Genomic DNA, 20,578 nt, shown 5'->3' on the forward strand with positions numbered 1-20,578 from the left:
GTTGCATAGGCTCTATTTAACTAATGAAACAGATTGTTTAGAGTATAAATCGGCCATTTTTAAGAAAGTGAAAAAATCCTTGTAATTTCTATCATTTTCCAAGTTGGTAACTTTACTACCATGATTATTCCCAGCCGTTTTATGTATCAACAATCAAAAATCAACAACAGAGTCAATGCTCCCCAGCATTTTCAATATTTAGTAATTAAGACGCAAGTTTGAAGGCAGCATGACTACCTCAAATAATATCAGGGTGCGTGTAAAAGCAAACTGATGTCTAGCTAACTGAAAGCTATGGGGTTTCTCTCGTGATTACCATTTCCCTTCGTCCAGTTGGACGTTATTGGGGCACACTTAGTTTCGCCTCAACGCTTTATCTCTGTCCTATTTTAGATTTACTTCTGGCAGAAATACCCTCGAAATTACAAGCTGAACTCCGGCTAGGACTCCAAGAAGCCCTAGTGAATGCAGCTAAACATGGAAATAATCTTGATCCTAGTAAAAAAGTTGTAGTCCGATTTTCCTTAATAGATAATCAGTATTGGTGGGTGATATCAGACCAAGGCCAAGGCTTTAATCCCGTGATTAGAGAGAATGAAGAGCCAACAGATTATTTACCAGCTGATGAATCAGAAAGTGGGAGAGGTATGTGTCTCCTGCACCAAATTTTTGATCAAGTAGAGTGGAATCGCAAAGGCACAGAATTAAGATTATGTAAGCAAATGGAAAACCGCCCCCGTCTGTCTTTGAGGCGTTGACACTCCCCCGTGTTTATAAAACGGGGGATTCTTGGGTCAAAAGGGAGCTATTGCTTAACCCCTCGCCAAGCATCTTCACCGTATGCCCTACGGCTGCAAGTCCACGCTGCATCACCACCATAGCGGCAGCAACGTCTCTATCTGTTTCAAATCCACATTCACGACAAAAATGCACTCGCTCGGATAAGTCTTTCTTGCCTGTGTGGTGGTTGCAGTTGGGACAGATTTGGCTAGTTCCATCAGGATTAACTTTGGCAAAATAAACCCCACGCTTCCAACACACCCATTCTAAGATAGAAAGAAATTCATTGAAGCCAGCATCTAAGGTATGTTTTGAAAACATTCCCTTCGCCCATGCTTTAAAGTTCAAATCTTCAACAAATATCATTCCACCTTGGTCACATAGGCGATGTGCCAATTTAAAATGAAAATCTTTACGAGTGTTGTGAATGTGTTCATATAGCCGCGATACCTTCTGTTGAGCCTTTCGCCAATTATTTGACCCTAATTTCTTGTGGCTTACTCTTTGTTGCAGCAATTTCAGCTGGCGTTGGAGATCCAGGAAAAATTTAGGCCTAGCAATTTGCTCTCCAGTAGATGTAGCTAAAAAACTTTTTAACCCCAAGTCTATACCAATTGGTTGACCGTGCGGTACAAAACTGGGAACATCAACATTGGCTTGCAGTGTGAGCATCACGTACCATCCTGAAGCCTTCTTCACCACTTGAGCTTGTTTGGCAACAAACCCATCTGGAATAGGCCGGGATAACTGCATTTTCACCCAACCAATACCGGGAAGTTTAACTTTGTTTCCTTGAATGGGATTAACACCCAATTGCGGGAACAGCAAAGAGCGTATTCTTCCTTGTTTTTTAAATCGGGGAAAGCCTCTGCCTGATTCCCACATCCCAATAAATGCTTTCTCTAATCGCCTCAATACTTGCTGCAACATCTGAGAATGTGCTGCATTGAGGTTAGTATTAGTTTTTCTGGCTTGAGTTAAAGCTTTGCATTGAGATGCGAATGTTGGGCGTGGTGCATCCGCTTTAATGATGTACTCACTTTTAATACTGCAAGCATCAATTCTGCATGACCTTGACTTATACCAATCTTTCCTTTCCGCTAAGGCAAAATTCCAAACCCTGCGAGATGTTTCTAGCCATGCGTCGTAGGTTTGGGACTGTTGCTGCAAAAGTTTTAGGCGATAGGTATAAGTTAGGTTTAGCATATACCTATTGTATCTTAAAAACCAGTCAACTTTTTTTAAAGCCGAATAAATGAGCCACTGCGTTGCGGTGAATCCAGCCCTGTAGGCGGGTCTCCCGCCGTAGGGGACTGGTGAACCCGGAGGGGGGTTTCCCCCGTTGTAGCAAGTGGCGTTCGGCACATTCGCTTATATCCCCCTTTTAGAAAAAGGGGGCTTTACGCATCACGACTCGTAATTAATTTAAGTAAAAAGGTAAAAGTAATAAGATTTATTACTTTTACCTTTTACTTTTCCGCTTGCTTATGCCCATGAGTCGGACAGGGAGGAGCGGAAATGGAACGATCTAACCAACCAACAGCTTGTTCTAGTCTAACAAGAGCTTCTTGGGGTTGGTTTTTGAGTAGAAATACCATAGCGGCGGCAATTTGTTCACTAGCACGAGAATTGCGGTTAGACTTGAGGCGATGCCAATCGTTAGGGGAAATAGTCAGCCTTTCCATCAGGGCTTGGGCTAGTTCTAAGTCGCTCAATTCATGGAGTTGATTGGTGTGAGATAGCTGGCTAGGTTGAGACATAAATAACCATTGGCAACAGTTAGATTTACTTATTACTTTACTACCTGTAAATGAAGCCGCCAAAAAAATCATCCCAGCCGCCAGGGGAAAATCAACAACCAAACTTTGAGCAGGAACTAGAAGAACTAGAGCGATCGCTATTGGCATTAAAACAAAGGTATGATCAAGTAGAGCGCGATCGCACCCAACAGGCACAATGGCAACAACGTCAGCAAGAACTACAGGACAATAAAAATAAAACACCAGAAATCAAAGCCGAGTTACGGCACATCAAACAACAGTTAGAAGTGCTAGAACTAAATTTAGAAAGCCAGCTGTTTTCTTGGCGTAGCCTCAAGAAACCTTTCTGGCAAGCTGTCCGCTTTGGTGGAATGGGCGTTATTATAGGCTGGATATTAAAGTCCTGTGCTGGGTAAAATATGGTAAATCAACGGATTGCAGAAATATTGCGAAGTGGTCAACCCGATGAGTCTGTTGTAGTTCAAGGCTGGGTAAGAACGAAGCGCGACTTAAAGGGGTTCGCTTTTATTGAGATAAATGACGGCTCATCATTAGCTAATTTGCAAGTTGTCATCAATCAGGATTTGCCAGACTATGAAGCAATTTTAAAACAACTAAATACAGGTGCGTCAGTGGAAGTCAAAGGGTTATTGGTGGCTTCCCAAGGCAAAGGACAGCGTATTGAATTAACAGCCGAGGCAGTGAAAGTCTACGGTGAAGCTGATCCCGAAACCTACCCACTACAAAAGAAACGCCATTCTTTTGAATTTTTACGCACCATTGGACATTTGCGATCGCGTACTAATTCTTTTGGTGCAGTTTTTCGGGTTCGTAATGCTTGTTCCACAGCCATTCACCAATTCTTCCAAGAAAGAGGCTTTTTGTGGGTACACACCCCTATTATCACCGCTAGCGATTGCGAAGGTGCAGGAGAACTATTTAGTGTCACCAGTTTAGATTTAAAGAATCTACCCCGTACAGAAACCCAAGCAATTGATTACACCCAAGATTTCTTTGCTAAACCCACCTACTTAACCGTGAGTGGACAACTAGAAGCCGAAGTCATGGCAATGGCTTTTAGCAACGTCTACACCTTCGGCCCTACCTTCCGTGCAGAAAACTCCAATACATCCCGCCATTTAGCAGAATTTTGGATGGTTGAGCCAGAAATGGCTTTTTGTGACTTAGAAGGTGATATGGATTTAGCTGAGGCGTTTCTCAAACACATTTTTAATTATGTGTTGGAAAAATGCCCAGAAGATATGGAATTTTTCAACCAACGCATTGATAATACAGTCTTAGCCACAGCCGAGAATATTATTCACAATCAATTTGAACGCCTAACTTACACAGATGCGATCAAACTATTAGAAAAAGCTGATGTTAAGTTTGAATATCCTGTCAATTGGGGCTTAGATTTACAATCAGAACACGAACGTTATTTAGCTGAACAATTGTTTAAAAAACCCGTAATTGTCACAGATTATCCCGCGCAAATTAAAGCCTTCTATATGCGCTTGAATGATGACGAGAAAACCGTCCGTGCAATGGATATCCTTGCACCGAAAATTGGTGAAATTATTGGCGGCTCACAAAGAGAAGAACGCTTAGATGTCTTAGAACGTCGTGTGTTAGCCCAAGGAATGAAACCTGAAGATTTGTGGTGGTATCTTGATTTACGCCGTTATGGTACTGTTCCTCATGCTGGTTTTGGCTTGGGTTTTGAAAGACTGGTGCAGTTTATCACAGGGATGAGTAATATTCGGGATGTGATTCCCTTCCCCCGTACACCACAAAACGCTGAGTTTTAATATCACTATCAATGAGACGAACAAAACCCGCAAACGCGGGTTTTTTGTTGAGATTTTAAGATTCTTGCATCTGTTTTTGTAAAGCCTGAACTTGCTCAATAGATAACTCGGTAACTTGAGAAACTTGCTCTAAATCCATACCTATTTGCAGTAGGTTTAAAGCTAGCTTTCGTGTTGCTTCAACTCCACCTTCGGCTCTACCTTCTTTGAGAATTTCCTGATAAATGACTGATTCGCGCATAATCTCACTCCTGAGAATGGAAAAAACCACTGTTACGCGGTTTCATATTTTTCTTTCAGAGTCTTGCATATCTTGTTGTAAAGCCTGAATTTGCTCAATAGATAACTCAGTAACTTGAGCAATTTGCTCTAAATCCATACCTATTTGCAGTAAATTTAAAGCTAACTTTCGTGTTGCTTCAACTCGACCTTCGGCTCTACCTTCGGCTCGACCTTCAACTCGACCTTCGGCTCTACCTTCTTTGAGAATTTCCTGATAAATGACTGATTCGCGCATAATCTCACTCCTGAAAATTCTGCTAATTACATCTTTTTGTAAAACGATACCTGCTAAAACTGCGCTGGCGGTTGCTATGTTCCTTTGTAGCTGTTGATCTGTAATTGCTTCAACCGCCTTTGCTACTTCGTTTAATACCATTGTAGGATCTTTAGTCTGACTTAAGGCAGCGAATGGTAATAAGCCAGGAACAGTCATAAACCTTTCTGTTGGTTCTTCCCATAGGCGTATGACTTCAAACTCATGGTAAGTTTTCTCTAACCGAAAATCGCTTTTATTGACCAATGGAGAAGCGGTTTTTCGCAAATAGATTACTACTTGACGCATTTGTTTTTCAGGAAAACGCCGATACACCCTCACGCGATAATCTAACATCCGAAAGGGCATATCTTCATCTGCATCGGTTTGAAATTCGGTATGTAGCACTAGGTTATCTGACTGTAATAAGATTAACGAATCAGCGCGGATAGGTTCGTTAGATAGTTCCGTAGGACTTAACTCTGTTAGTTTAATCGGTGAACCTAGTAACCATGTTGCTAAATCATCTTTGAAATTTTCAGCAATAAATTTACAGATATTGTCATACATAATTTAAATAAATTAATAATTGAAGCTTAAGTAATATTAATTTTGTTGCAGTTAAATTTCCTAATACACATTAAAGTTTACTGAAGAAATGTAATTTGCAAGTTTTGCAGTTAGGATACTTAACTAAATTAGCTAACTCGTCTAATTGGGTGATAGCCTCTGCACCCTCACATTTCATTAACTCGCGGTCATCCCACATTTCCATCCAAGTAATCCCGTAGTCAGAGACTAAAAACCGAATTAAGTGCTTTTCTTCTAAACTGACCATGAAGGAAGCACTTCTCATTTGATCACCACAACTATAGAAAGACGTAGTATATCCTTTATTCTCCAGCGCGATCGCTAGGGCTTGCAAGTTAATTACCAAGTCGTGAATGAATGTCTGATGTTGTTGCGCTAATCTGATAAACATAAGTTTTCTCCTACTGCGATCGCAGTTAAGCTAGGACGAAGTGAAGATTGATCTTCAAGACGAAACAGAAGGGAACAGGGTTCTTAGATATTGTATTATTCTTCACTCAGTTTAGTTTTTCCCCGTCTTTCTGACTCGAAAAAGGGGTCTATGAAAGCCTGAAAGCTCCTTAGTTGCCTAGTTTAAAAGCTCATGGAGTTTTGTAAATGAAGCCACGCTAAAATAAGTTTTACAAATATGAAGCAATATTTAGCTAACGGTATCAGCATCGTCGCTATCCATGACTCAAAATTGACGATAACTTGCTTTTAGTGGAGTACACGCCAGCACAACCTTTCTATTTGCGTGCAACCATTGCTTAATTGCCGTTTGTAAATCTTGTAACTAGGGTATCCTAGCAACTCACTCAAAGGAATACCACGGTGCATTTTATCAATGTTTTCTGGCGAGTGGAAATTATCCGCATCACTAAATTCCCCGTTTCAGGATGCTGATGCTGCTAGCATTTGTCCTATAGAGGTCTTCGCAGAACCAAAAACACCCATAAGCGAAATAATCACTATCAAGTTTCAAGTAGCGAATGGCATCAAGGGTACATCTAAATTTCTACCCCAAAAGTTTGTCTAGTAATATTTTTTAAATAAAGGGTATGATTTTGAACTGTTGGTTTCCTGAAAAGCATCCAACAGATAATAAATCAGCAGTTACCAATGAAATGAAACCTAAAATTCTTTGTGTTGAGGAAATTCCAGAAAGTCAGCGCGCATCGCTACACCCCTATTTTTTCCTGCAATAATTAAGCTATCAGCTGTCAGCAGTCAGTTAACTTTTGTAAACCTGACGGCTGAACGCTGATAGCTAGTTAAGCCATTTGATTTTCAATCGCCCACCGCGCCAACTCAGTGCGGTTGTGGAGATTAGTTTTGCCCAACATATTAGAAACGTGGCTTTCAACGGTACGCTGACTAACATTTAATTCTTCAGCGATTTCTCGGTTAGCTAGACCCCTAGCTACAAACTGCACTACCTTGAGTTCAGTTGGGGTTAATTGCACATCAAAGGGAACTTGAATACGAGAACCGTTTTCTCCTCCTTTGGTTTGGTGTTCCTTCCAACGGATAGTTTGCTTCAGGGAAGATTCTACCTGTGCTACTAGTTCTTCCGGTTCAAAAGGCTTGACCATATAGACATCCGCACCTTTATTGAGACCTTTAACTCGGTCTGCACTTTGTCCTTTGGCCGAAAGGAAAAGGACAGGAATCCAACTGGTGCGTTCATTTTGCCGGACTTGTTCTACAAAGGTATATCCGTCCATTTCTGGCATCATCACGTCACAGATAATCATATCTGGAACATCATGTTCGAGAATCTCTAAAGCTTCTCGGCCGTTTTCTGCGGTGATGACTTCATATCCTCGGAATTCCAGATAGTCCTTCACCAGCAAGATGAGGTTAGGGTCGTCATCAATAAGTAAAAGTCGTTTGTGATCTTTCATGCTGGGCTCTTTCATAGCAGTGGCACTTGTCGCGCTTCGATCCATCAAGGTCTTGAATGGTTATCCTTATATGGTGGATTGTTGAGATGTTGTCATTTTTCCCACTTAACTTACCCTTGCTTGACATAAAGTCTCACAAGTAGTTTCCACTTTCTGTAAGACTGTTAGCTCATTGGCAATATTCTAGTAAGGATACGTAGAGCAGTAGTAATTATAATGCGCTATTATATATCCCTTTGAAAGTGGCGGGTGAAAAAACACTGATTAAATAATAATCTTTCTAGTTCACACTAGTTCACTCACTAAGTGTTGGCTTATGATGACCCTAGCGGTTAAACCACCTGCACTTCCATTGGCTGACTACTCTACAATACCCTACCAATGTTCAGCCTTAATCTTAAAATGTTTATCAGCAAGTAAGGGAGTTGTTGGCAAAGGATGGGTTAAAAACGCATATTCTTTCACCACCATTATGCCTATCAAGTGTTCTCGGACGATCCGCTCAATAACCTCCGGGTTTGCTTGGCGAAACCAGACACTATCCGGGTAGACAACTATTATCTATCTAGAACAACAAACTAGCAAGTAAAAACTCGTATTTTGTTGCACCAGGTCACTGTATTGTTACTCATCGAGCGGCTCTCTGATTACTGTTCTATACTAATTTCCCCACTTTGCAAATAAATTTGACCATATAAAAATATTCGTAACTTATAGAAAAAAACCTGAAAAATACTAATAATTAAGGATTTGTACCTACGCAACTAACTAAAAGGGTATAAAAATTAGTTATTTAGTCATTAATTATTAATCATTAGTAATTAGTCATTAGGGAACGGGGAACGGGGAACGGGGAACAGGGAATGGGGAATGGGGAATGGGGAATGGGGAATGGACTAATATTTATGCCCAATGCCCAATGCCCAATGCCCAATGCCCAATGCCCATTCATAGTTCGGAAACCCGTACACACTTAATTATTGCCATTGTGGGCTACTCTTCGATAAATTAGCACTCAGGAGTTGAGAGTGCTAACTCTGGAGAAATTGAAATTATGGCAGCTGTATCTCTAAGCGTATCTACAGTTAAACCTTTAGGCGATCGCGTTTTTGTAAAAGTAAGTGCGTCCGAAGAAAAGACCGCAGGTGGTCTATACTTGCCCGACACCGCTAAAGAAAAGCCCCAAGTAGGTGAAGTAGTCGCCCTTGGCCCTGGCAGACGTAATGACGACGGTAGCCGTCAAGAATTGGAAGTTAAAGTTGGCGATAAAGTGCTGTACTCCAAGTACGCTGGCACAGACATCAAGCTCGGCACTGAAGAATACGTACTGCTCTCTGAAAAAGACATTCTAGCAGTCGTTGGCTAAATGAGTGGTGCGGGTTACGGCACACAAAGCATAAGCATAAACCATGCCCAATGCCCCATGCCCCATGCCCAAATTAATTTTCAAAACCAAATTGACTCACACTACCTGAGATTAAGACACCTATGGCAAAGCGCATTATCTACAACGAAAACGCTCGTCGCGCCCTAGAGCGTGGTATCGACATTCTAGCTGAGGCTGTAGCTGTTACCCTTGGCCCCAAAGGTCGCAACGTAGTATTAGAAAAGAAATTTGGTGCGCCCCAAATCGTTAACGATGGTGTCACCATTGCTAAAGAAATCGAATTAGAAGATCATATTGAAAACACTGGCGTGTCTTTGATTCGCCAAGCTGCTTCTAAAACCAACGATGCAGCAGGTGACGGTACAACCACAGCTACCGTTTTGGCTCACGCCATTGTCAAAGAAGGTTTGCGGAACGTAGCCGCAGGCGCGAACGCTATTCTCTTAAAGCGCGGTATTGATAAAGCTACCAACTTCTTGGTAGAAAAAATTAAAGAACACGCTCGTCCTGTAGAAGATTCTAAGGCGATCGCACAAGTTGGTGCAATCTCTGCTGGTAACGACGATGAAGTCGGTCAGATGATTGCTGAAGCAATGGACAAAGTCGGTAAAGAAGGCGTTATCTCCTTAGAAGAAGGTAAGTCTGTAACTACCGAATTGGAAGTTACCGAAGGTATGCGCTTCGACAAAGGCTATATCTCCCCCTACTTCGCCACCGACCCAGAACGGATGGAAGCAATTTTCGATGAGCCTTACCTGTTGTTAACAGATAAGAAAATTGCGCTGGTACAAGATTTAGTACCCGTTCTAGAGCAAGTAGCTCGCGCTGGTCGTCCTTTAGTGATTATCGCTGAAGATATTGAAAAAGAAGCTTTAGCAACCTTAGTAGTTAACCGTTTACGCGGTGTACTCAACGTTGCTGCTGTCAAAGCTCCTGGATTTGGCGATCGCCGCAAAGCTATGCTGGAAGATATCGCTATCCTCACCGGCGGTCAACTCATCACCGAAGATGCTGGTTTGAAGCTCGACAACACCAAGCTCGATAGCTTAGGTAAAGCTCGCCGTATCACCATCACCAAAGACAGCACCACAATTGTTGCTGAAGGTAACGACGTTGCAGTTAAAGCGCGTGTAGAACAAATTCGTCGTCAAATGGACGAAACCGAATCTTCCTACGACAAAGAAAAACTGCAAGAGCGTTTGGCTAAATTGTCTGGTGGTGTAGCTGTAGTGAAAGTTGGCGCAGCTACCGAAACCGAAATGAAAGACAAGAAACTCCGCCTCGAAGATGCTATCAACGCCACCAAAGCAGCTGTTGAAGAAGGTATCGTTCCTGGTGGTGGTACAACCCTAGCTCACCTCACCCCTGAACTCGAAGCTTGGGCTAACAGCAACCTCAAAGAAGAAGAATTAACTGGTGCTTTGATTGTTGCTCGTGCATTACCCGCACCTTTAAAGAGAATTGCTGAAAACGCAGGTCAAAACGGTGCTGTAATCGCTGAACGCGTCAAAGAGAAGGAATTTAACGTTGGTTTCAACGCTGCTACCAACGAATTTGTAGATATGCTCGCGGCTGGTATCGTTGACCCCGCAAAAGTAACCCGTTCTGCACTGCAAAACGCTGCTTCTATCGCTGGTATGGTGTTAACAACCGAGTGCATCGTTGTTGACAAACCAGAACCTAAAGATGGTGCGCCTGCTGCTGCTGGTGCTGGCGGCGGTGACTTCGATTACTAATATTCTGTAGTCACATAAGTTTAAAAAATAGCTGCTTCCTGAACGGAGGCGGCTATTTTTTTGTCAACTTTTACCTTTCCAGAAAAATGGAAACTGCTAACATAAGATTTAAGCAAGAGAAATATTATTTTGAGGAAATTTAACTATGACTTTAATTAATCATCAACCTAATTCTCAAAAATTAACTGAAATTGTCAAAACCTTAATTGACAATAATCATCTTTATCAGGAAAATTTAGATAAACAGGAAATGATTGCAGAAATTACTCGTACTTTTAACCCTGTAGCTGTTCCTGATATTGATAGTATCTCTGAAGAGGAATTAACAAAAAGGATTAAAAGCATTTTATCTTTACATTTAGTTTCAGGAATGCTAAATGATTTGACTCCAGAGCAAATGCAACTTTTTGATGAATCTGTAAAACGAGGTTAGATGGGTTATTTATTAGATACTAATATTGTTTCAGCATCACTGAAACAAAATATTGAAATAGGATTAAAAATTACAGAAAAACGTCGCCAAGGTCAATTTATTGGCATTAGTGGCATAACTTACTATGAAATCCAAAGAGGACTTTTAAGAAGTAATGCCACTAAAAAACTAGCTTTATTTAAACAATTTTGCCAAGATTATCCTATATTATTTCTGGATGATATCAACATTTTTGAAAAAGCCTCAGAAATTCATGCTGATTTAACCAGAAGAGGTCAAATTATTCAGGATGCGGATATATTGATAGCTGCAACCGCCATAATTCATGATTTAATTTTGGTTTCTCATGATTCTGATTTAACTAGAGTGAAAGATTTACAGTTAGAAAATTGGTTAATTTTATAATAAAAAAATTAGACATAATTTAGATAAATTTAATCCTTAGAAATTATGCCTGCAAATATTTTGCCACTTTTATCTTGAGCTACTAATTGTTGAATAATATGCTCAACAATACTATTTAAGTCTTTCCGCCGACGAATAGAACGATTTCTGTCAAGTTGACCATATTTCAATAATTCCCTAACCTGCTCTCCTAATTCAGTCAGGTAAATTTTTAATTCTTCTTCACCTTGTTCACGTAAGATTCGCCGACATTCTGCTAATACAGCATCACCGTTTTCTAAATTATTAGAATCGTTGGTAGAATTGTATTTTGAATTTGGTAAATTATTATCTGATTGAGAGCTTAGACGATTGCTGAAATGCTTTTCTAAAGCTTTAGCTAATTTGGGTTCAGATTCTATAATATCTGCAATTGCCCTTAATAAACTTGCAATTTGTGAGGAATCCATTTATTTACCTACTCTTTGAATGAACTCTTGGGCTAATTCCATCATAGAACTATGGGAATCGTCATATTTTTGTCTATATGTCAAATAATTACTCAATTCTAAACCTTCCGCAATTCTGGCTCTTTCTAGAATTTTCGTTTGAAATACTGGTGGATAAAAAGGATTTGTAACAATTGAGTTTAAATTTTCACTTTGATGGGCTATGGTTCGGTTATAACGAGAGATTAAAATCCCCACTGGTTTTAGGTTGTATTTATCAATTTGCTTTAGGACTAGCTCTACTCCGTGCATTGACATTCTATTTGGTACACAAGGTATTATGCAATAATCACTAGCGAGGAATGCACTTTTAGTCACTTGGTTAATATTTGGTGGACAGTCTATTAAAACATAATCATAATTTTTCAATAAAGGTTTGATAATTTTCCGAATAAGGTCAACAGGTCTTAAATTAATAGAAGGATAGTCGCGTGGTAAATCTTCCTGAATCTCAAATAATCTGGGGCTACTAGGTATAAGATGTAAGCAAGTAAAAGAATTTCTGTTTCTGACGTTTGATATATTTTCTTTGACGATAAAATCTTGATGTTGAAAGTTGTCTAAGAAATATTCAGGATCTTGAAATAAATATGGCAAAGTGACTTTTCTTCTTTCAAATTGCTTTTCCCAAACTTCTTCAGACATCAGTGCGCCAGTCAAATTAGTTTGAGGGTCGAGATCAATGGCAAGTACCCGTTTGCGGTACATGGTATCGCCTGCTAGATATTCTGCCAAGGCCATAACTATCGTAGTTTTACCTACCCCACCCTTGAGGTTACAAACACTAACAACTTTAGCTGTCATATTTTTCGGTATATAGAATAGATAGTTTTATATTTCCCTGAAAAATTAACGATTTAAATTACATAAGAAAAGCAAATACATAATCTTGATTCTATTTACACAAATTATGAGTAAAATTTTATCGAATTTATCACGGGTTTGTCCTTTGAAAAGGATTCGATTTACAAATTATTATGGTGGGATATAAGGTGGGGTTCTTTAATTTATCAAGACATAAGTTCAACTTGCAGCCAAAAGTTCATCAAGTTTATTTTTTAAGTCTGGGGATGCCATTAATGGATTGTAAATTTCTCCCTCATAAGGTTGCCAAACATAACCAGAACTAAAAATTCTAAAAACTTTTAATGCTTCAACTTCCTGTTCAATTTTTTTGGCTAACACTAATCCTGGGATAGATAAATTAGGTAAGTCTTCAATCAGTTCACTATAGGTTCTAAATTCATCAACTTCCACACCTACTAAAGCATAACGAAATGGCGGAGCAAGGCGGAGATGTTTATAGAGCAAAATACCTAATTCTGTCATTAAATAAGCACTTTCAGGGCTGTCTATTCCTAGTTCACTAATATTATTGGGGTAAACGCGACACCACCAATTGTTTTCGATATCTTGAAAAGTATCTGTACGACATAGGCATCGGCTACCATTTGAGAGTATCAATATTTGCTCCATAAAGTGTTGAGCAAATTTACTGGCACTGATTTCTTCAGATCCACATTCTGCTGATAAGCTAAATATCCATGCCATGTATGTAGCCTCCTATTGTTATATTCCTAATCAATTCTTTCCCAATGGTTTTGGGTGTTTGCTAAGGCTAATTCGTACCTTTCTAGAGACATTGTAACTTTTGGCAAAATGCTAACGTGCGTTGGGCTATCCTGAATAGCTTGTAAGTCTCCAGTAATCATGTTGTCATCAATTTGCCATAGTGGATCTTTTCCAGTTCCACCAAATTTTGCAGGTTTGCGAAATGCTGGTAAACCTTCAATGGAGAGTGAAACGGACATTCCCTTTGTATCCCTGATAGCGACAGTAACAAGCTCTCCTCGAAACTCGCGCTCCGACTCTGCTAACAAATATCCTTGCTCATTCAGATAACCTACAGGCATTTGCTCAACATTTATATCAATACTCGGTCTAACTCCCAATAGTCTCGCACTCCGACCGATTTTAGGCTTACCATTTTGCTCTGCCATGCCTCGATAGTATAGTTTTACCATTAGCTAATACAGAATTTTAGATACAAGTCATATTAATCATGATGTCTTTTGAAGTATTATTATTTCAAAACATTATAATTTACGGTTTAATGCACGACTTTTTTTATTAAGACTGTAGAGTGCGTCAGAATAAGTAATTTATTAATATTTGAAAATATTCTGTAACTGACGCACCCTACAAACTATAATAATTATTATTATTTTTATTCATCTGTGAAAAAATCTAAATCTATTTTTTTAATTTCATAAGTTGATATAGTTGATACTCCTACATTGTTATCAATCATTAACTGAGCTAGTTCCTGACCATCTATTAACACAATTTTGCTGTCGATTAAAGCTACATAATCTTTTGCGTCTTGTGAGAATTTTGAAGTTGTAATAAAAACTCCTTTTCTAGCCCTTTGTCCATGTAAAGCACCAACAAATTTTTGAATTTCTGGTCTGCCTACAACAGTAGCATCCCATCTTTTAGCCTGAATATAAACAATATCTAACCCTAATTTATCTTCTTTGATAATTCCATCTATTCCACTGTCACCACTTTTACCTATAGCCTTTCCTGCATCACGCCTTGAACCGCCATATCCCATTGTGACAAGCAAATCCACTACCAATCTTTCAAAGAAATCTGGAGAACAACTTTTAACACGGTTGATAATTTCTATCTCTAGCTCTTGTCGGATTTGATGATATCCACGTTCTATAGATTCTTGAGGAGTGTTGTCTAAAATGGCAACATTATTAGATAAATCTTCAACTGTCTCAACTAGAGAATTACTGCTATTAGCTATTTTTTTTGTGTTTTTGAATTGAACGTACTCAGGAAATTGTTCAAGAAATTGTAGATTTATTACTAGTGGATTTTTATGTAATATTTGAGAACCACGGTTAGTAATTTTGAAAAATCCTCTTTTGGGAGATTCTAATAATCCTGCTTTTATCAAATAAGTCTTTGCCCATCCTACGCGATTATCAAATATTGCCTGCTGCCCACTTGGTAACAGTTCTTTCCTTTCTTCATCGGTCAATTTAAACTCATTAGCTAGAGCTTCAATAGTTTCTCTAAGAGAATGTTCCTGTTCATCACTTGCATACTGGAGCAAAGGAAGCATAATTGTTTGGAAGTCAGGTATCGTCATAGCCATCGTTGAGATACTGAAAAACTTAGTTTCATCATATACTAATAAATCAAGGCTATTAGTAGAGTAAATACTTAGTTAATTAATAGATTACTGGTAATTAGAACAAAAGGATAAACTTTGAGTTACGACAACGCTTGTAAATATTTAGCTGAACAGTATCCAGAGGATTTTGTGCGCTGGTTACTGGGAGTAGATGCACCACAAATAGAAGTCTTAAAAACAGAACTGACGCTTGAACCAATTCGCGCTGATTCTGTGACATTTCTACGCACAGCAAACCGAATTTTACATATTGAATTTCAAACTCTAGCAACATCTAATCCACCGCTTAATTTCCGAATGCTTGATTATTCAGTCAGGTTAAAGCGTCAATATCGATGTTCTGTAGCGCAGGTAGTGATATTTTTGCAAGAAACGACTAACGAAGTCGCATTTACTGAAGAATATCGAGACGACACTACCAGTCACAATTATCGGGTTATTCGTCTTTGGGAGGAAGATTCAGCAAAATTTCTAGCAAATCCCGCACTATTACCTCTAGCAACTTTAACCCGAAGCAACTCACCATCAGGTCTACTTACCCAAGTTGCTGAACAAGTCGCTAAAATTTCAGATAGAGAGGAACGACAAAATATTGCTGGGTGTACAGAAATTATTGCTGGTTTGCGGTTTGGGAAAGATTTAATTCGTCAACTGTTAAGGGAGGATATTATGCGCGAGTCTGTAATCTATCAAGATATTTTGCAACAAGGAAAAAAACAAGGTAAAGAAAGTTTGATTTTACGTCAAATCAATCGGCGTTTTGGAGAGATTGAAACTCCATTAATTGAACGGGTTCGGAATTTATCTGCTGACGAGTTAGAAGATTTAGGAGAGGCGTTATTTGATTTTTCGGAAGTTGGTGATTTAGAAGTATGGTTAAATCAGCGAAATTAAATAGTATCAGTTTATGCCAATAAAAAAGTAGCTGTCTAAAAACAGCTACTTGGTGATGGGTATTAAACTACCATTTATATTTAATCCAGTCGTAAATCTCTAAGTATTCTGCTCCTGGTTGATTCCATGAGTAATCATACTTCATACCCTGAATCGCTAATTGTTGAAACTCTTCAGGGGATTTGTACCACAAATCAATTGCCCGATTCATGGCTGATTCTAACGCATAGTTATCTGTCTCATAAAATACATAACCATTACGTTTTTCTGGTGAATGATTTTGGTCGTAGTCTCGATCAAATACTGTATTCACTAGTCCACCGACACCGCGCACAATGGGAACAGTACCGTACTTCAAACCAATCATTTGAGTTAAACCACAAGGTTCGTAATTGCTGGGAACAACAATCATATCTGCACCTGCATAAATTAGGTGAGATAATTCTTCATTAAAGCCCAGTTCTAAATGAACATCTGGATTATTATTTAGAAATGCTTTTTCATGACGAAAATGAGCGTTGATTCCTGCTTCTGTCGCAGAACCTAGTAAAACAAATTGTGCTTCTTTATTCAAAGCATGATAAATGGCATGGTGAACAAGATGCACACCTTTTTGATGATCTAATCTGCCAATGTAAGCGATGATTGGTTTATCTGATGGTTGCAGCAATAGCCGCTCACGTAAAGCTTTTTTGTTATATAGTTTTTGTTCAAAATCATCGGTGGTATATTTATAGGGTATGTAACGGTCAATTTCTGGATTCCAAAAATCGTAATCAATACCGTTAAGTACGCCTTTAAATTTCTCTCGATGCAAGTACAAAGTATGACCTAAACCACAACCAACTTCTGTTTGTTCAGCTTCTATGGCATGGTTAGGCGAAACTGTAGTGACTGCATTGGAATAAACAATTCCCCCTTTCATATAGTTCAAGGCGAAGGGGTTAAAGTTGTCCCGCAGTTTGTCGTATTGGAAGTAATAAGACTCACGATTTAAACCTGTAGCCCAGAGAGTTTTAACACCACCAATTCCTTGATGTTTAAAGTTGTGAATGGTGTAGCAAACCCGTTGATGATCCATGCCATGATATTTGTAAATCTCATAGAGCATGACGGGAACTAAGCCTGTTTGCCAATCATGGCAATGGATGATATCAGGACGTTTATTGCTTTGATGGAGAAATTCTAAAGCGGCTTTGCTGAAGAAAGCAAAGCGCATATCGTCATCATCACAACCGTAATAGCAACCACGATTGAAGTAATTATCTTCTGAGTGGGGTTCGATGAAGAAACACACTCGCCCATGTACCCAACCGCAATAAACGGTGCAGTGAATTGCCCCACCATACCAAGGTACATATAAGTTGAGGTAGGCTTCATGTAGTCCCCAAATATGGTCGTAACGCATACAATCATACTTGGGTAAAATTAGTTCGACGCAATTGCCCCGAATGTCTAATTCCCGACTCAAACCGTAAACGACATCCCCTAAACCTCCTGCTTTGATTACAGGAGCGCATTCCGAGGCAATCTGTACTATGTACATCCGTAGTCCTCGCTTTACAAAACTTTATCTTACTATACCTCTCAGTATATGAAAGATGTACTCATTGACAAGCGAGTGTGGGAATGATAAGTGGTGATAATTTACCAGAAACCTGGATTTAGCTGATGGATGTTCAAGATTTCTTGACTTGATGAGAGTGGTAATTTGAAACGCAGGGGGCGCGGAGTTAAATGCAAAGTTACGTGGAGAGTGTTTTAGATTTTTTCTTTTGCGCCTAGCATTTGTAGGAGTTTGTCTGTGTTGTCTAAGTCGCCTACTAAACGACGGATGGGGTGTGGCCAAACTTTGACTAGGGTGGGAGTGGCGGATACTTGATCGATTTCTGCTTGTTCGGGATTGGTTAACACGTCGATGACTTTCATTGTATAGGGGTATCCTAGCGATCGCTCTAATTGTTCATGCAGATTCTTAAGGATACGTTCTGTGTTAGCACTGTGTCCGGCAACGAACAAACGCAGGACATAGGTTTTGATTTGGGCTTTTTGGATTGTCCTGGCTGGGGGATGATATCTGGGGACTGGTTCGGAAAGGTCTAAATTGATAATTAAGTCGTGGTCTTCCCACAGTTGAGGAAATGCTGTGCGATAAGTTGACAGTACCATGCGATCGCACAAACCATCCTGCCAAGGTGCAGGTTGCCACACTAAGTCACCTGTATCAAAAATCGCATTCAGTAGAGCTTGATGCCGCATCACAACTGGGTAAGCTTCCGCAAAAGTTTTCACCTGCTGGGTTTGGGGATCTAACCAATGGTCAATTGTGGCTGTATAACAAGGAACTAGAAAGTGGGGCGGTTCTGGTAAATCAAGAATTTCCTGTAAAGCAGTACATAAATGGGAATGCCATCGACCTTGTTTATTGGGGTCGATGCAGTAAATTAAATCTCCTGCTGGTGTAAAGAGGGCTATGCCCTTAAATAACTGAGGTTGAAATAGTTTATCTGTAGTCAAGTTAATTAGTTAGTTCTGGGAACTGGGCATTGGGCATGGGGCATGGGGCATGGGGCATTGGGCATTGGGCATTGGGCATTGGGCATTGGGCATTGGGGTAAATATTTCCCCCTTGTCTTCCTTGTCTCCCCTGTTTCCCCTACACCCTTACACCCCTACACCCCTACACCCCTCCTCTGTTAGACTCTACCTCGCAGGAATTGAGCCATTTCGTTAGGTGTTGGGGACATTTCTAGGGCTGTTTCTTCAGTGATGCGACCGTCTTGATAGAGGTTGAGCAATGACTGATTCATAGTAATCATACCGTCAAAACCAGCTTGCTTCATCAATTCAGAAATTTCATCATACTTACCATCTTTGACCCATTCTTTGACTGCTTCTGTATTAATCAGGATATCGTGGAAGGCTGCCCGCTTACCGTCAGTTGTCCGACACAAGCCTTGGGCAATAACTGCTACTAAAGATTCTGCCAGTGCTACCCGCATGGCATCTTGTTCTTCCCCGGAATAGAGGTTCAAAATCCGTTCAATAGTTTTTACTGCACTGTTCGTATGTAGTGTTCCCATGACTAAGTGACCAGTCTGAGCCGCTTTTAGGGCTGTGTTGACTGTTTCCTTGTCCCGCATTTCACCCACCAGAATCAAATCTGGATCTTCCCGCAAGGCTGCTTTTAAAGCATTGTCAAATTTGCGGGTGTGCATTCCTACTTCCCGTTGCTTAACTAAAGATTTACGGCTTTGATGCACAAATTCCACCGGGTCTTCAATAGTAATAATATGTTTAGCCATTTCTCGATTAATGTAATCAATCATGGCTGCCATTGTTGTTGATTTACCAGAACCAGTAGGCCCAGTTACTAAGATTAAGCCTTTGTGATAGTGACAAATATCTCGAAATACTGGGGGTAATCTTAACTGATCAATAGACAGGATTTTTAAAGGAATTAACCGCAGCACCATTGCATAGCCTTTGAGAGAGTCAAAGACGTTAATCCGTACACGGGCAAATTCATACTGAGTTGCACCATCAAATTCCAAGTGTTCTTGAAATCGTTGAATTTCTGACTCAGTCATAATCTCTCGTAACCAACTCATAAAAGTTGATTTGTCCGTTTCTGGGTAATCAGTTGGGTTAATCTCACCTCGGTTACGGAAGCGAGGTACTTCACCTATTCCCAAGTGAATGTCAGAATACCCATTATCAAAGGCTTCTCTAATAATCTCCGCTAAACTTAGCCCTGAACTATTAGCACTAACTACAGGCATCGGTGGTGGCGTTCCCGGACGATGAGCCGCAGCAGGCGCAGGAGTTGGGGGCGGTGGTACGGGTTGTCCAGCACTTCTATTCACTGACGACATATCCAATGTTTGCGTATATTGGCGTTGCGTCATCACATTTGGTGGTGGTGGGGGCAATGGCGGTGCTGGTGGGACATTCCGAGCAACAACAGGATTGGAATTTGATGGCTGCTGTGATTCCGTCATATAACTTTAAATTTTTGTAGGTTAAGTATTCAATGAGTCAAAAGATCGGTGGAAACGTTCTGAAGGTTCTCAGGAAGGCAATTTGAGGTTTCTGATTTATCTGAGGACTATTAGTAATATTTCGTTACATTTGCCTCGGTTGTGTGTATAACTTATAACTCTGGCTGATAATATAAAAATTGTAACCTCCTTTATAAACTGGTTTATCCTAAGAGTTTCTTAAAAAACCTCAGTAAATATATTGGTAATTTTGAGTGATTTTTTACGCTTTTATCGCTTGTGGCTAGAGATATGAGTATTAAATGAGAAGATTTTGTCTATGGTGACTATAAGTAACTAGCAAATAACAGCAAAATCATCTGTAGATAATTTGTTGAGCTTCCTAAGAGAATTATGAGAAACATCGTCAATTTGTATAAGAAATGTTAAGAGCAATGTAACTCAAAAGTCGTCAATAAACTTTTTGGTCAAATGACTTTTGCCTTCTATACCTTTAGAGAGATATCGAAAGCTATATTTATGGTGAAATGTGAACTTAACTTTACATTCATAATTGCAAAAAATTAATTGTAAAGTTTAATAAATAAACGCTCATTTTCTCACAGGGGTTTTATATACTGAAACTTCATTGAATCAATTCAGTAGCTTGCCAAAAGCGAG

General features: G+C 39.7%; 23 protein-coding genes and 1 pseudogene. 9 read left to right on the plus strand and 15 right to left on the minus strand.

The genetic code is table 11. From position 1 onward, the window contains the following. Positions 1-308: 308 nt before the first annotated feature. Positions 309-758: an ATP-binding protein gene (locus tag ACPZ3T_RS06755; RefSeq protein WP_490274600.1), complete on the plus strand. Its 450-nt coding sequence runs from the start codon at positions 309-311 to the stop codon at positions 756-758. Between the two features lie 13 nt (positions 759-771). Here ACPZ3T_RS06755 and ACPZ3T_RS06760 read toward each other — a convergent pair whose 3' ends face one another. Then, positions 772-1,986 carry an RNA-guided endonuclease InsQ/TnpB family protein gene (locus ACPZ3T_RS06760; RefSeq protein WP_490274602.1) on the minus strand — a complete coding sequence of 405 codons (1,215 nt, stop codon included), beginning with the start codon at positions 1,984-1,986 and terminating at the stop codon, positions 772-774. 263 nt (positions 1,987-2,249) lie between these two features. Next, complete coding sequence (locus ACPZ3T_RS06765; RefSeq protein WP_490274604.1) at positions 2,250-2,540, minus strand: DUF6439 family protein; 291 nt, start codon at positions 2,538-2,540, stop codon at positions 2,250-2,252. A gap of 50 nt (positions 2,541-2,590) precedes the next feature. Here ACPZ3T_RS06765 and ACPZ3T_RS06770 point away from each other — a divergent pair, with 50 nt between their 5' ends. Next, entirely contained in the window at positions 2,591-2,956 is a 366-nt protein-coding gene (locus tag ACPZ3T_RS06770) for a sll0565 family protein (RefSeq protein ID WP_490274606.1), read from the plus strand. 3 nt (positions 2,957-2,959) lie between these two features. Then, the gene (gene asnS, locus ACPZ3T_RS06775; RefSeq protein ID WP_490274607.1) at positions 2,960-4,351 is read left to right on the plus strand and encodes an asparagine--tRNA ligase; all 1,392 of its coding nucleotides are present in this window, start codon (positions 2,960-2,962) and stop codon (positions 4,349-4,351) included. Positions 4,352-4,406: 55 nt separating this feature from the next. On the opposite strand, the gene ACPZ3T_RS06780 is transcribed toward asnS, so the two are convergent. The 5 genes and pseudogenes from ACPZ3T_RS06780 to ACPZ3T_RS06800 form a co-directional block, all read right to left on the minus strand. Next, a complete protein-coding gene (locus ACPZ3T_RS06780; RefSeq protein ID WP_490274608.1) occupies positions 4,407-4,592 on the minus strand; it encodes an Rpn/YhgA-type helix-turn-helix domain-containing protein in 186 nt (61 codons plus the stop codon). Positions 4,593-4,634: 42 nt separating this feature from the next. Beyond that, positions 4,635-5,456, minus strand: a complete 822-nt coding sequence (locus ACPZ3T_RS06785; RefSeq protein WP_490274610.1) for an Rpn family recombination-promoting nuclease/putative transposase — start codon at positions 5,454-5,456, stop codon at positions 4,635-4,637. A 70-nt stretch (positions 5,457-5,526) separates the two neighbouring features. After that, entirely contained in the window at positions 5,527-5,868 is a 342-nt protein-coding gene (locus ACPZ3T_RS06790; RefSeq protein ID WP_490274612.1) for a DUF1815 family protein, read from the minus strand. A gap of 288 nt (positions 5,869-6,156) precedes the next feature. Then, positions 6,157-6,428 (minus strand): annotated as a pseudogene (locus ACPZ3T_RS06795) (gluconokinase); the annotation flags it as partial. Between the two features lie 302 nt (positions 6,429-6,730). Beyond that, positions 6,731-7,408 carry a response regulator transcription factor gene (locus ACPZ3T_RS06800; RefSeq protein WP_237992963.1) on the minus strand — a complete coding sequence of 226 codons (678 nt, stop codon included), beginning with the start codon at positions 7,406-7,408 and terminating at the stop codon, positions 6,731-6,733. 832 nt (positions 7,409-8,240) lie between these two features. Here ACPZ3T_RS06800 and ACPZ3T_RS06805 point away from each other — a divergent pair. The 5 genes from ACPZ3T_RS06805 to ACPZ3T_RS06825 all read left to right on the plus strand — a co-directional run bounded on the left by ACPZ3T_RS06805 (position 8,241) and on the right by ACPZ3T_RS06825 (position 11,324). Further along, positions 8,241-8,375, plus strand: coding sequence for a hypothetical protein (locus ACPZ3T_RS06805; protein WP_490274615.1), 135 nt, complete (start codon positions 8,241-8,243; stop codon positions 8,373-8,375). A gap of 42 nt (positions 8,376-8,417) precedes the next feature. Beyond that, a complete protein-coding gene (groES, locus tag ACPZ3T_RS06810; protein WP_066375868.1) occupies positions 8,418-8,729 on the plus strand; it encodes a co-chaperone GroES in 312 nt (103 codons plus the stop codon). A gap of 122 nt (positions 8,730-8,851) precedes the next feature. Next, entirely contained in the window at positions 8,852-10,486 is a 1,635-nt protein-coding gene (gene groL, locus ACPZ3T_RS06815; protein WP_490274618.1) for a chaperonin GroEL, read from the plus strand. 145 nt (positions 10,487-10,631) lie between these two features. Further along, entirely contained in the window at positions 10,632-10,919 is a 288-nt protein-coding gene (locus ACPZ3T_RS06820) for a hypothetical protein (protein ID WP_490274620.1), read from the plus strand. Continuing rightward, positions 10,920-11,324, plus strand: coding sequence for a type II toxin-antitoxin system VapC family toxin (locus tag ACPZ3T_RS06825; protein ID WP_490274622.1), 405 nt, complete (start codon positions 10,920-10,922; stop codon positions 11,322-11,324). 29 nt (positions 11,325-11,353) lie between these two features. Here the strand turns inward: ACPZ3T_RS06825 and ACPZ3T_RS06830 are convergent, their stop codons facing one another. From ACPZ3T_RS06830 to ACPZ3T_RS06850, 5 genes are all read right to left on the minus strand, one after another. Beyond that, positions 11,354-11,773 (minus strand): hypothetical protein, encoded by a 420-nt coding sequence (locus ACPZ3T_RS06830; RefSeq protein WP_490274624.1) that lies wholly within the window; start codon positions 11,771-11,773, stop codon positions 11,354-11,356. Continuing rightward, a complete protein-coding gene (locus ACPZ3T_RS06835; protein WP_490274626.1) occupies positions 11,774-12,616 on the minus strand; it encodes a ParA family protein in 843 nt (280 codons plus the stop codon). 219 nt (positions 12,617-12,835) lie between these two features. Then, positions 12,836-13,363: a hypothetical protein gene (locus ACPZ3T_RS06840; RefSeq protein WP_490274628.1), complete on the minus strand. Its 528-nt coding sequence runs from the start codon at positions 13,361-13,363 to the stop codon at positions 12,836-12,838. Between the two features lie 26 nt (positions 13,364-13,389). Continuing rightward, positions 13,390-13,836, minus strand: coding sequence for a Tse2 family ADP-ribosyltransferase toxin (locus ACPZ3T_RS06845; protein WP_490274630.1), 447 nt, complete (start codon positions 13,834-13,836; stop codon positions 13,390-13,392). A gap of 203 nt (positions 13,837-14,039) precedes the next feature. Beyond that, a complete protein-coding gene (locus ACPZ3T_RS06850) occupies positions 14,040-14,984 on the minus strand; it encodes a restriction endonuclease (protein WP_490274632.1) in 945 nt (314 codons plus the stop codon). Positions 14,985-15,098: 114 nt separating this feature from the next. On the opposite strand from ACPZ3T_RS06850, the gene ACPZ3T_RS06855 reads away from it, so the two are divergent. Continuing rightward, positions 15,099-15,917, plus strand: a complete 819-nt coding sequence (locus tag ACPZ3T_RS06855) for an Rpn family recombination-promoting nuclease/putative transposase (RefSeq protein WP_490274634.1) — start codon at positions 15,099-15,101, stop codon at positions 15,915-15,917. A gap of 67 nt (positions 15,918-15,984) precedes the next feature. Here the strand turns inward: ACPZ3T_RS06855 and glgA are convergent, their stop codons facing one another. From glgA to ACPZ3T_RS06870, 3 genes are all read right to left on the minus strand, one after another. Beyond that, on the minus strand, positions 15,985-17,463 hold the full coding sequence (gene glgA, locus ACPZ3T_RS06860) for a glycogen synthase GlgA (protein WP_490274636.1): 1,479 nt from the start codon (positions 17,461-17,463) through the stop codon (positions 15,985-15,987). 215 nt (positions 17,464-17,678) lie between these two features. Further along, positions 17,679-18,434 carry a circadian clock KaiB family protein gene (locus ACPZ3T_RS06865; protein WP_490274638.1) on the minus strand — a complete coding sequence of 252 codons (756 nt, stop codon included), beginning with the start codon at positions 18,432-18,434 and terminating at the stop codon, positions 17,679-17,681. Between the two features lie 179 nt (positions 18,435-18,613). Next, positions 18,614-19,918 (minus strand): type IV pilus twitching motility protein PilT, encoded by a 1,305-nt coding sequence (locus tag ACPZ3T_RS06870; RefSeq protein ID WP_490274640.1) that lies wholly within the window; start codon positions 19,916-19,918, stop codon positions 18,614-18,616. Between the last annotated feature and the right edge of the window lie 660 nt (positions 19,919-20,578).

The sequence above is a fragment of the Aliinostoc maniaoense genome, assembly GCF_058172895.1.

Excerpts from the sequence above, each read along its gene's own strand:
- ACPZ3T_RS06760 (WP_490274602.1), bottom strand. The coding sequence starts at position 1,986 with ATGCTAAACCTAACTTATACCTATCGCCTAAAACTTTTGCAGCAACAG.
- ACPZ3T_RS06765 (WP_490274604.1), bottom strand. The coding sequence starts at position 2,540 with ATGTCTCAACCTAGCCAGCTATCTCACACCAATCAACTCCATGAATTG.
- ACPZ3T_RS06770 (WP_490274606.1), top strand. The coding sequence starts at position 2,591 with ATGAAGCCGCCAAAAAAATCATCCCAGCCGCCAGGGGAAAATCAACAA.
- asnS (WP_490274607.1), top strand. The coding sequence starts at position 2,960 with ATGGTAAATCAACGGATTGCAGAAATATTGCGAAGTGGTCAACCCGAT.
- ACPZ3T_RS06780 (WP_490274608.1), bottom strand. The coding sequence starts at position 4,592 with ATGCGCGAATCAGTCATTTATCAGGAAATTCTCAAAGAAGGTAGAGCC.
- ACPZ3T_RS06785 (WP_490274610.1), bottom strand. The coding sequence starts at position 5,456 with ATGTATGACAATATCTGTAAATTTATTGCTGAAAATTTCAAAGATGAT.
- ACPZ3T_RS06790 (WP_490274612.1), bottom strand. The coding sequence starts at position 5,868 with ATGTTTATCAGATTAGCGCAACAACATCAGACATTCATTCACGACTTG.
- ACPZ3T_RS06800 (WP_237992963.1), bottom strand. The coding sequence starts at position 7,408 with ATGGATCGAAGCGCGACAAGTGCCACTGCTATGAAAGAGCCCAGCATG.
- ACPZ3T_RS06805 (WP_490274615.1), top strand. The coding sequence starts at position 8,241 with ATGGGGAATGGGGAATGGACTAATATTTATGCCCAATGCCCAATGCCC.
- groES (WP_066375868.1), top strand. The coding sequence starts at position 8,418 with ATGGCAGCTGTATCTCTAAGCGTATCTACAGTTAAACCTTTAGGCGAT.
- groL (WP_490274618.1), top strand. The coding sequence starts at position 8,852 with ATGGCAAAGCGCATTATCTACAACGAAAACGCTCGTCGCGCCCTAGAG.
- ACPZ3T_RS06820 (WP_490274620.1), top strand. The coding sequence starts at position 10,632 with ATGACTTTAATTAATCATCAACCTAATTCTCAAAAATTAACTGAAATT.
- ACPZ3T_RS06825 (WP_490274622.1), top strand. The coding sequence starts at position 10,920 with ATGGGTTATTTATTAGATACTAATATTGTTTCAGCATCACTGAAACAA.
- ACPZ3T_RS06830 (WP_490274624.1), bottom strand. The coding sequence starts at position 11,773 with ATGGATTCCTCACAAATTGCAAGTTTATTAAGGGCAATTGCAGATATT.
- ACPZ3T_RS06835 (WP_490274626.1), bottom strand. The coding sequence starts at position 12,616 with ATGACAGCTAAAGTTGTTAGTGTTTGTAACCTCAAGGGTGGGGTAGGT.
- ACPZ3T_RS06840 (WP_490274628.1), bottom strand. The coding sequence starts at position 13,363 with ATGGCATGGATATTTAGCTTATCAGCAGAATGTGGATCTGAAGAAATC.
- ACPZ3T_RS06845 (WP_490274630.1), bottom strand. The coding sequence starts at position 13,836 with ATGGTAAAACTATACTATCGAGGCATGGCAGAGCAAAATGGTAAGCCT.
- ACPZ3T_RS06850 (WP_490274632.1), bottom strand. The coding sequence starts at position 14,984 with ATGGCTATGACGATACCTGACTTCCAAACAATTATGCTTCCTTTGCTC.
- glgA (WP_490274636.1), bottom strand. The coding sequence starts at position 17,463 with ATGTACATAGTACAGATTGCCTCGGAATGCGCTCCTGTAATCAAAGCA.
- ACPZ3T_RS06870 (WP_490274640.1), bottom strand. The coding sequence starts at position 19,918 with ATGACGGAATCACAGCAGCCATCAAATTCCAATCCTGTTGTTGCTCGG.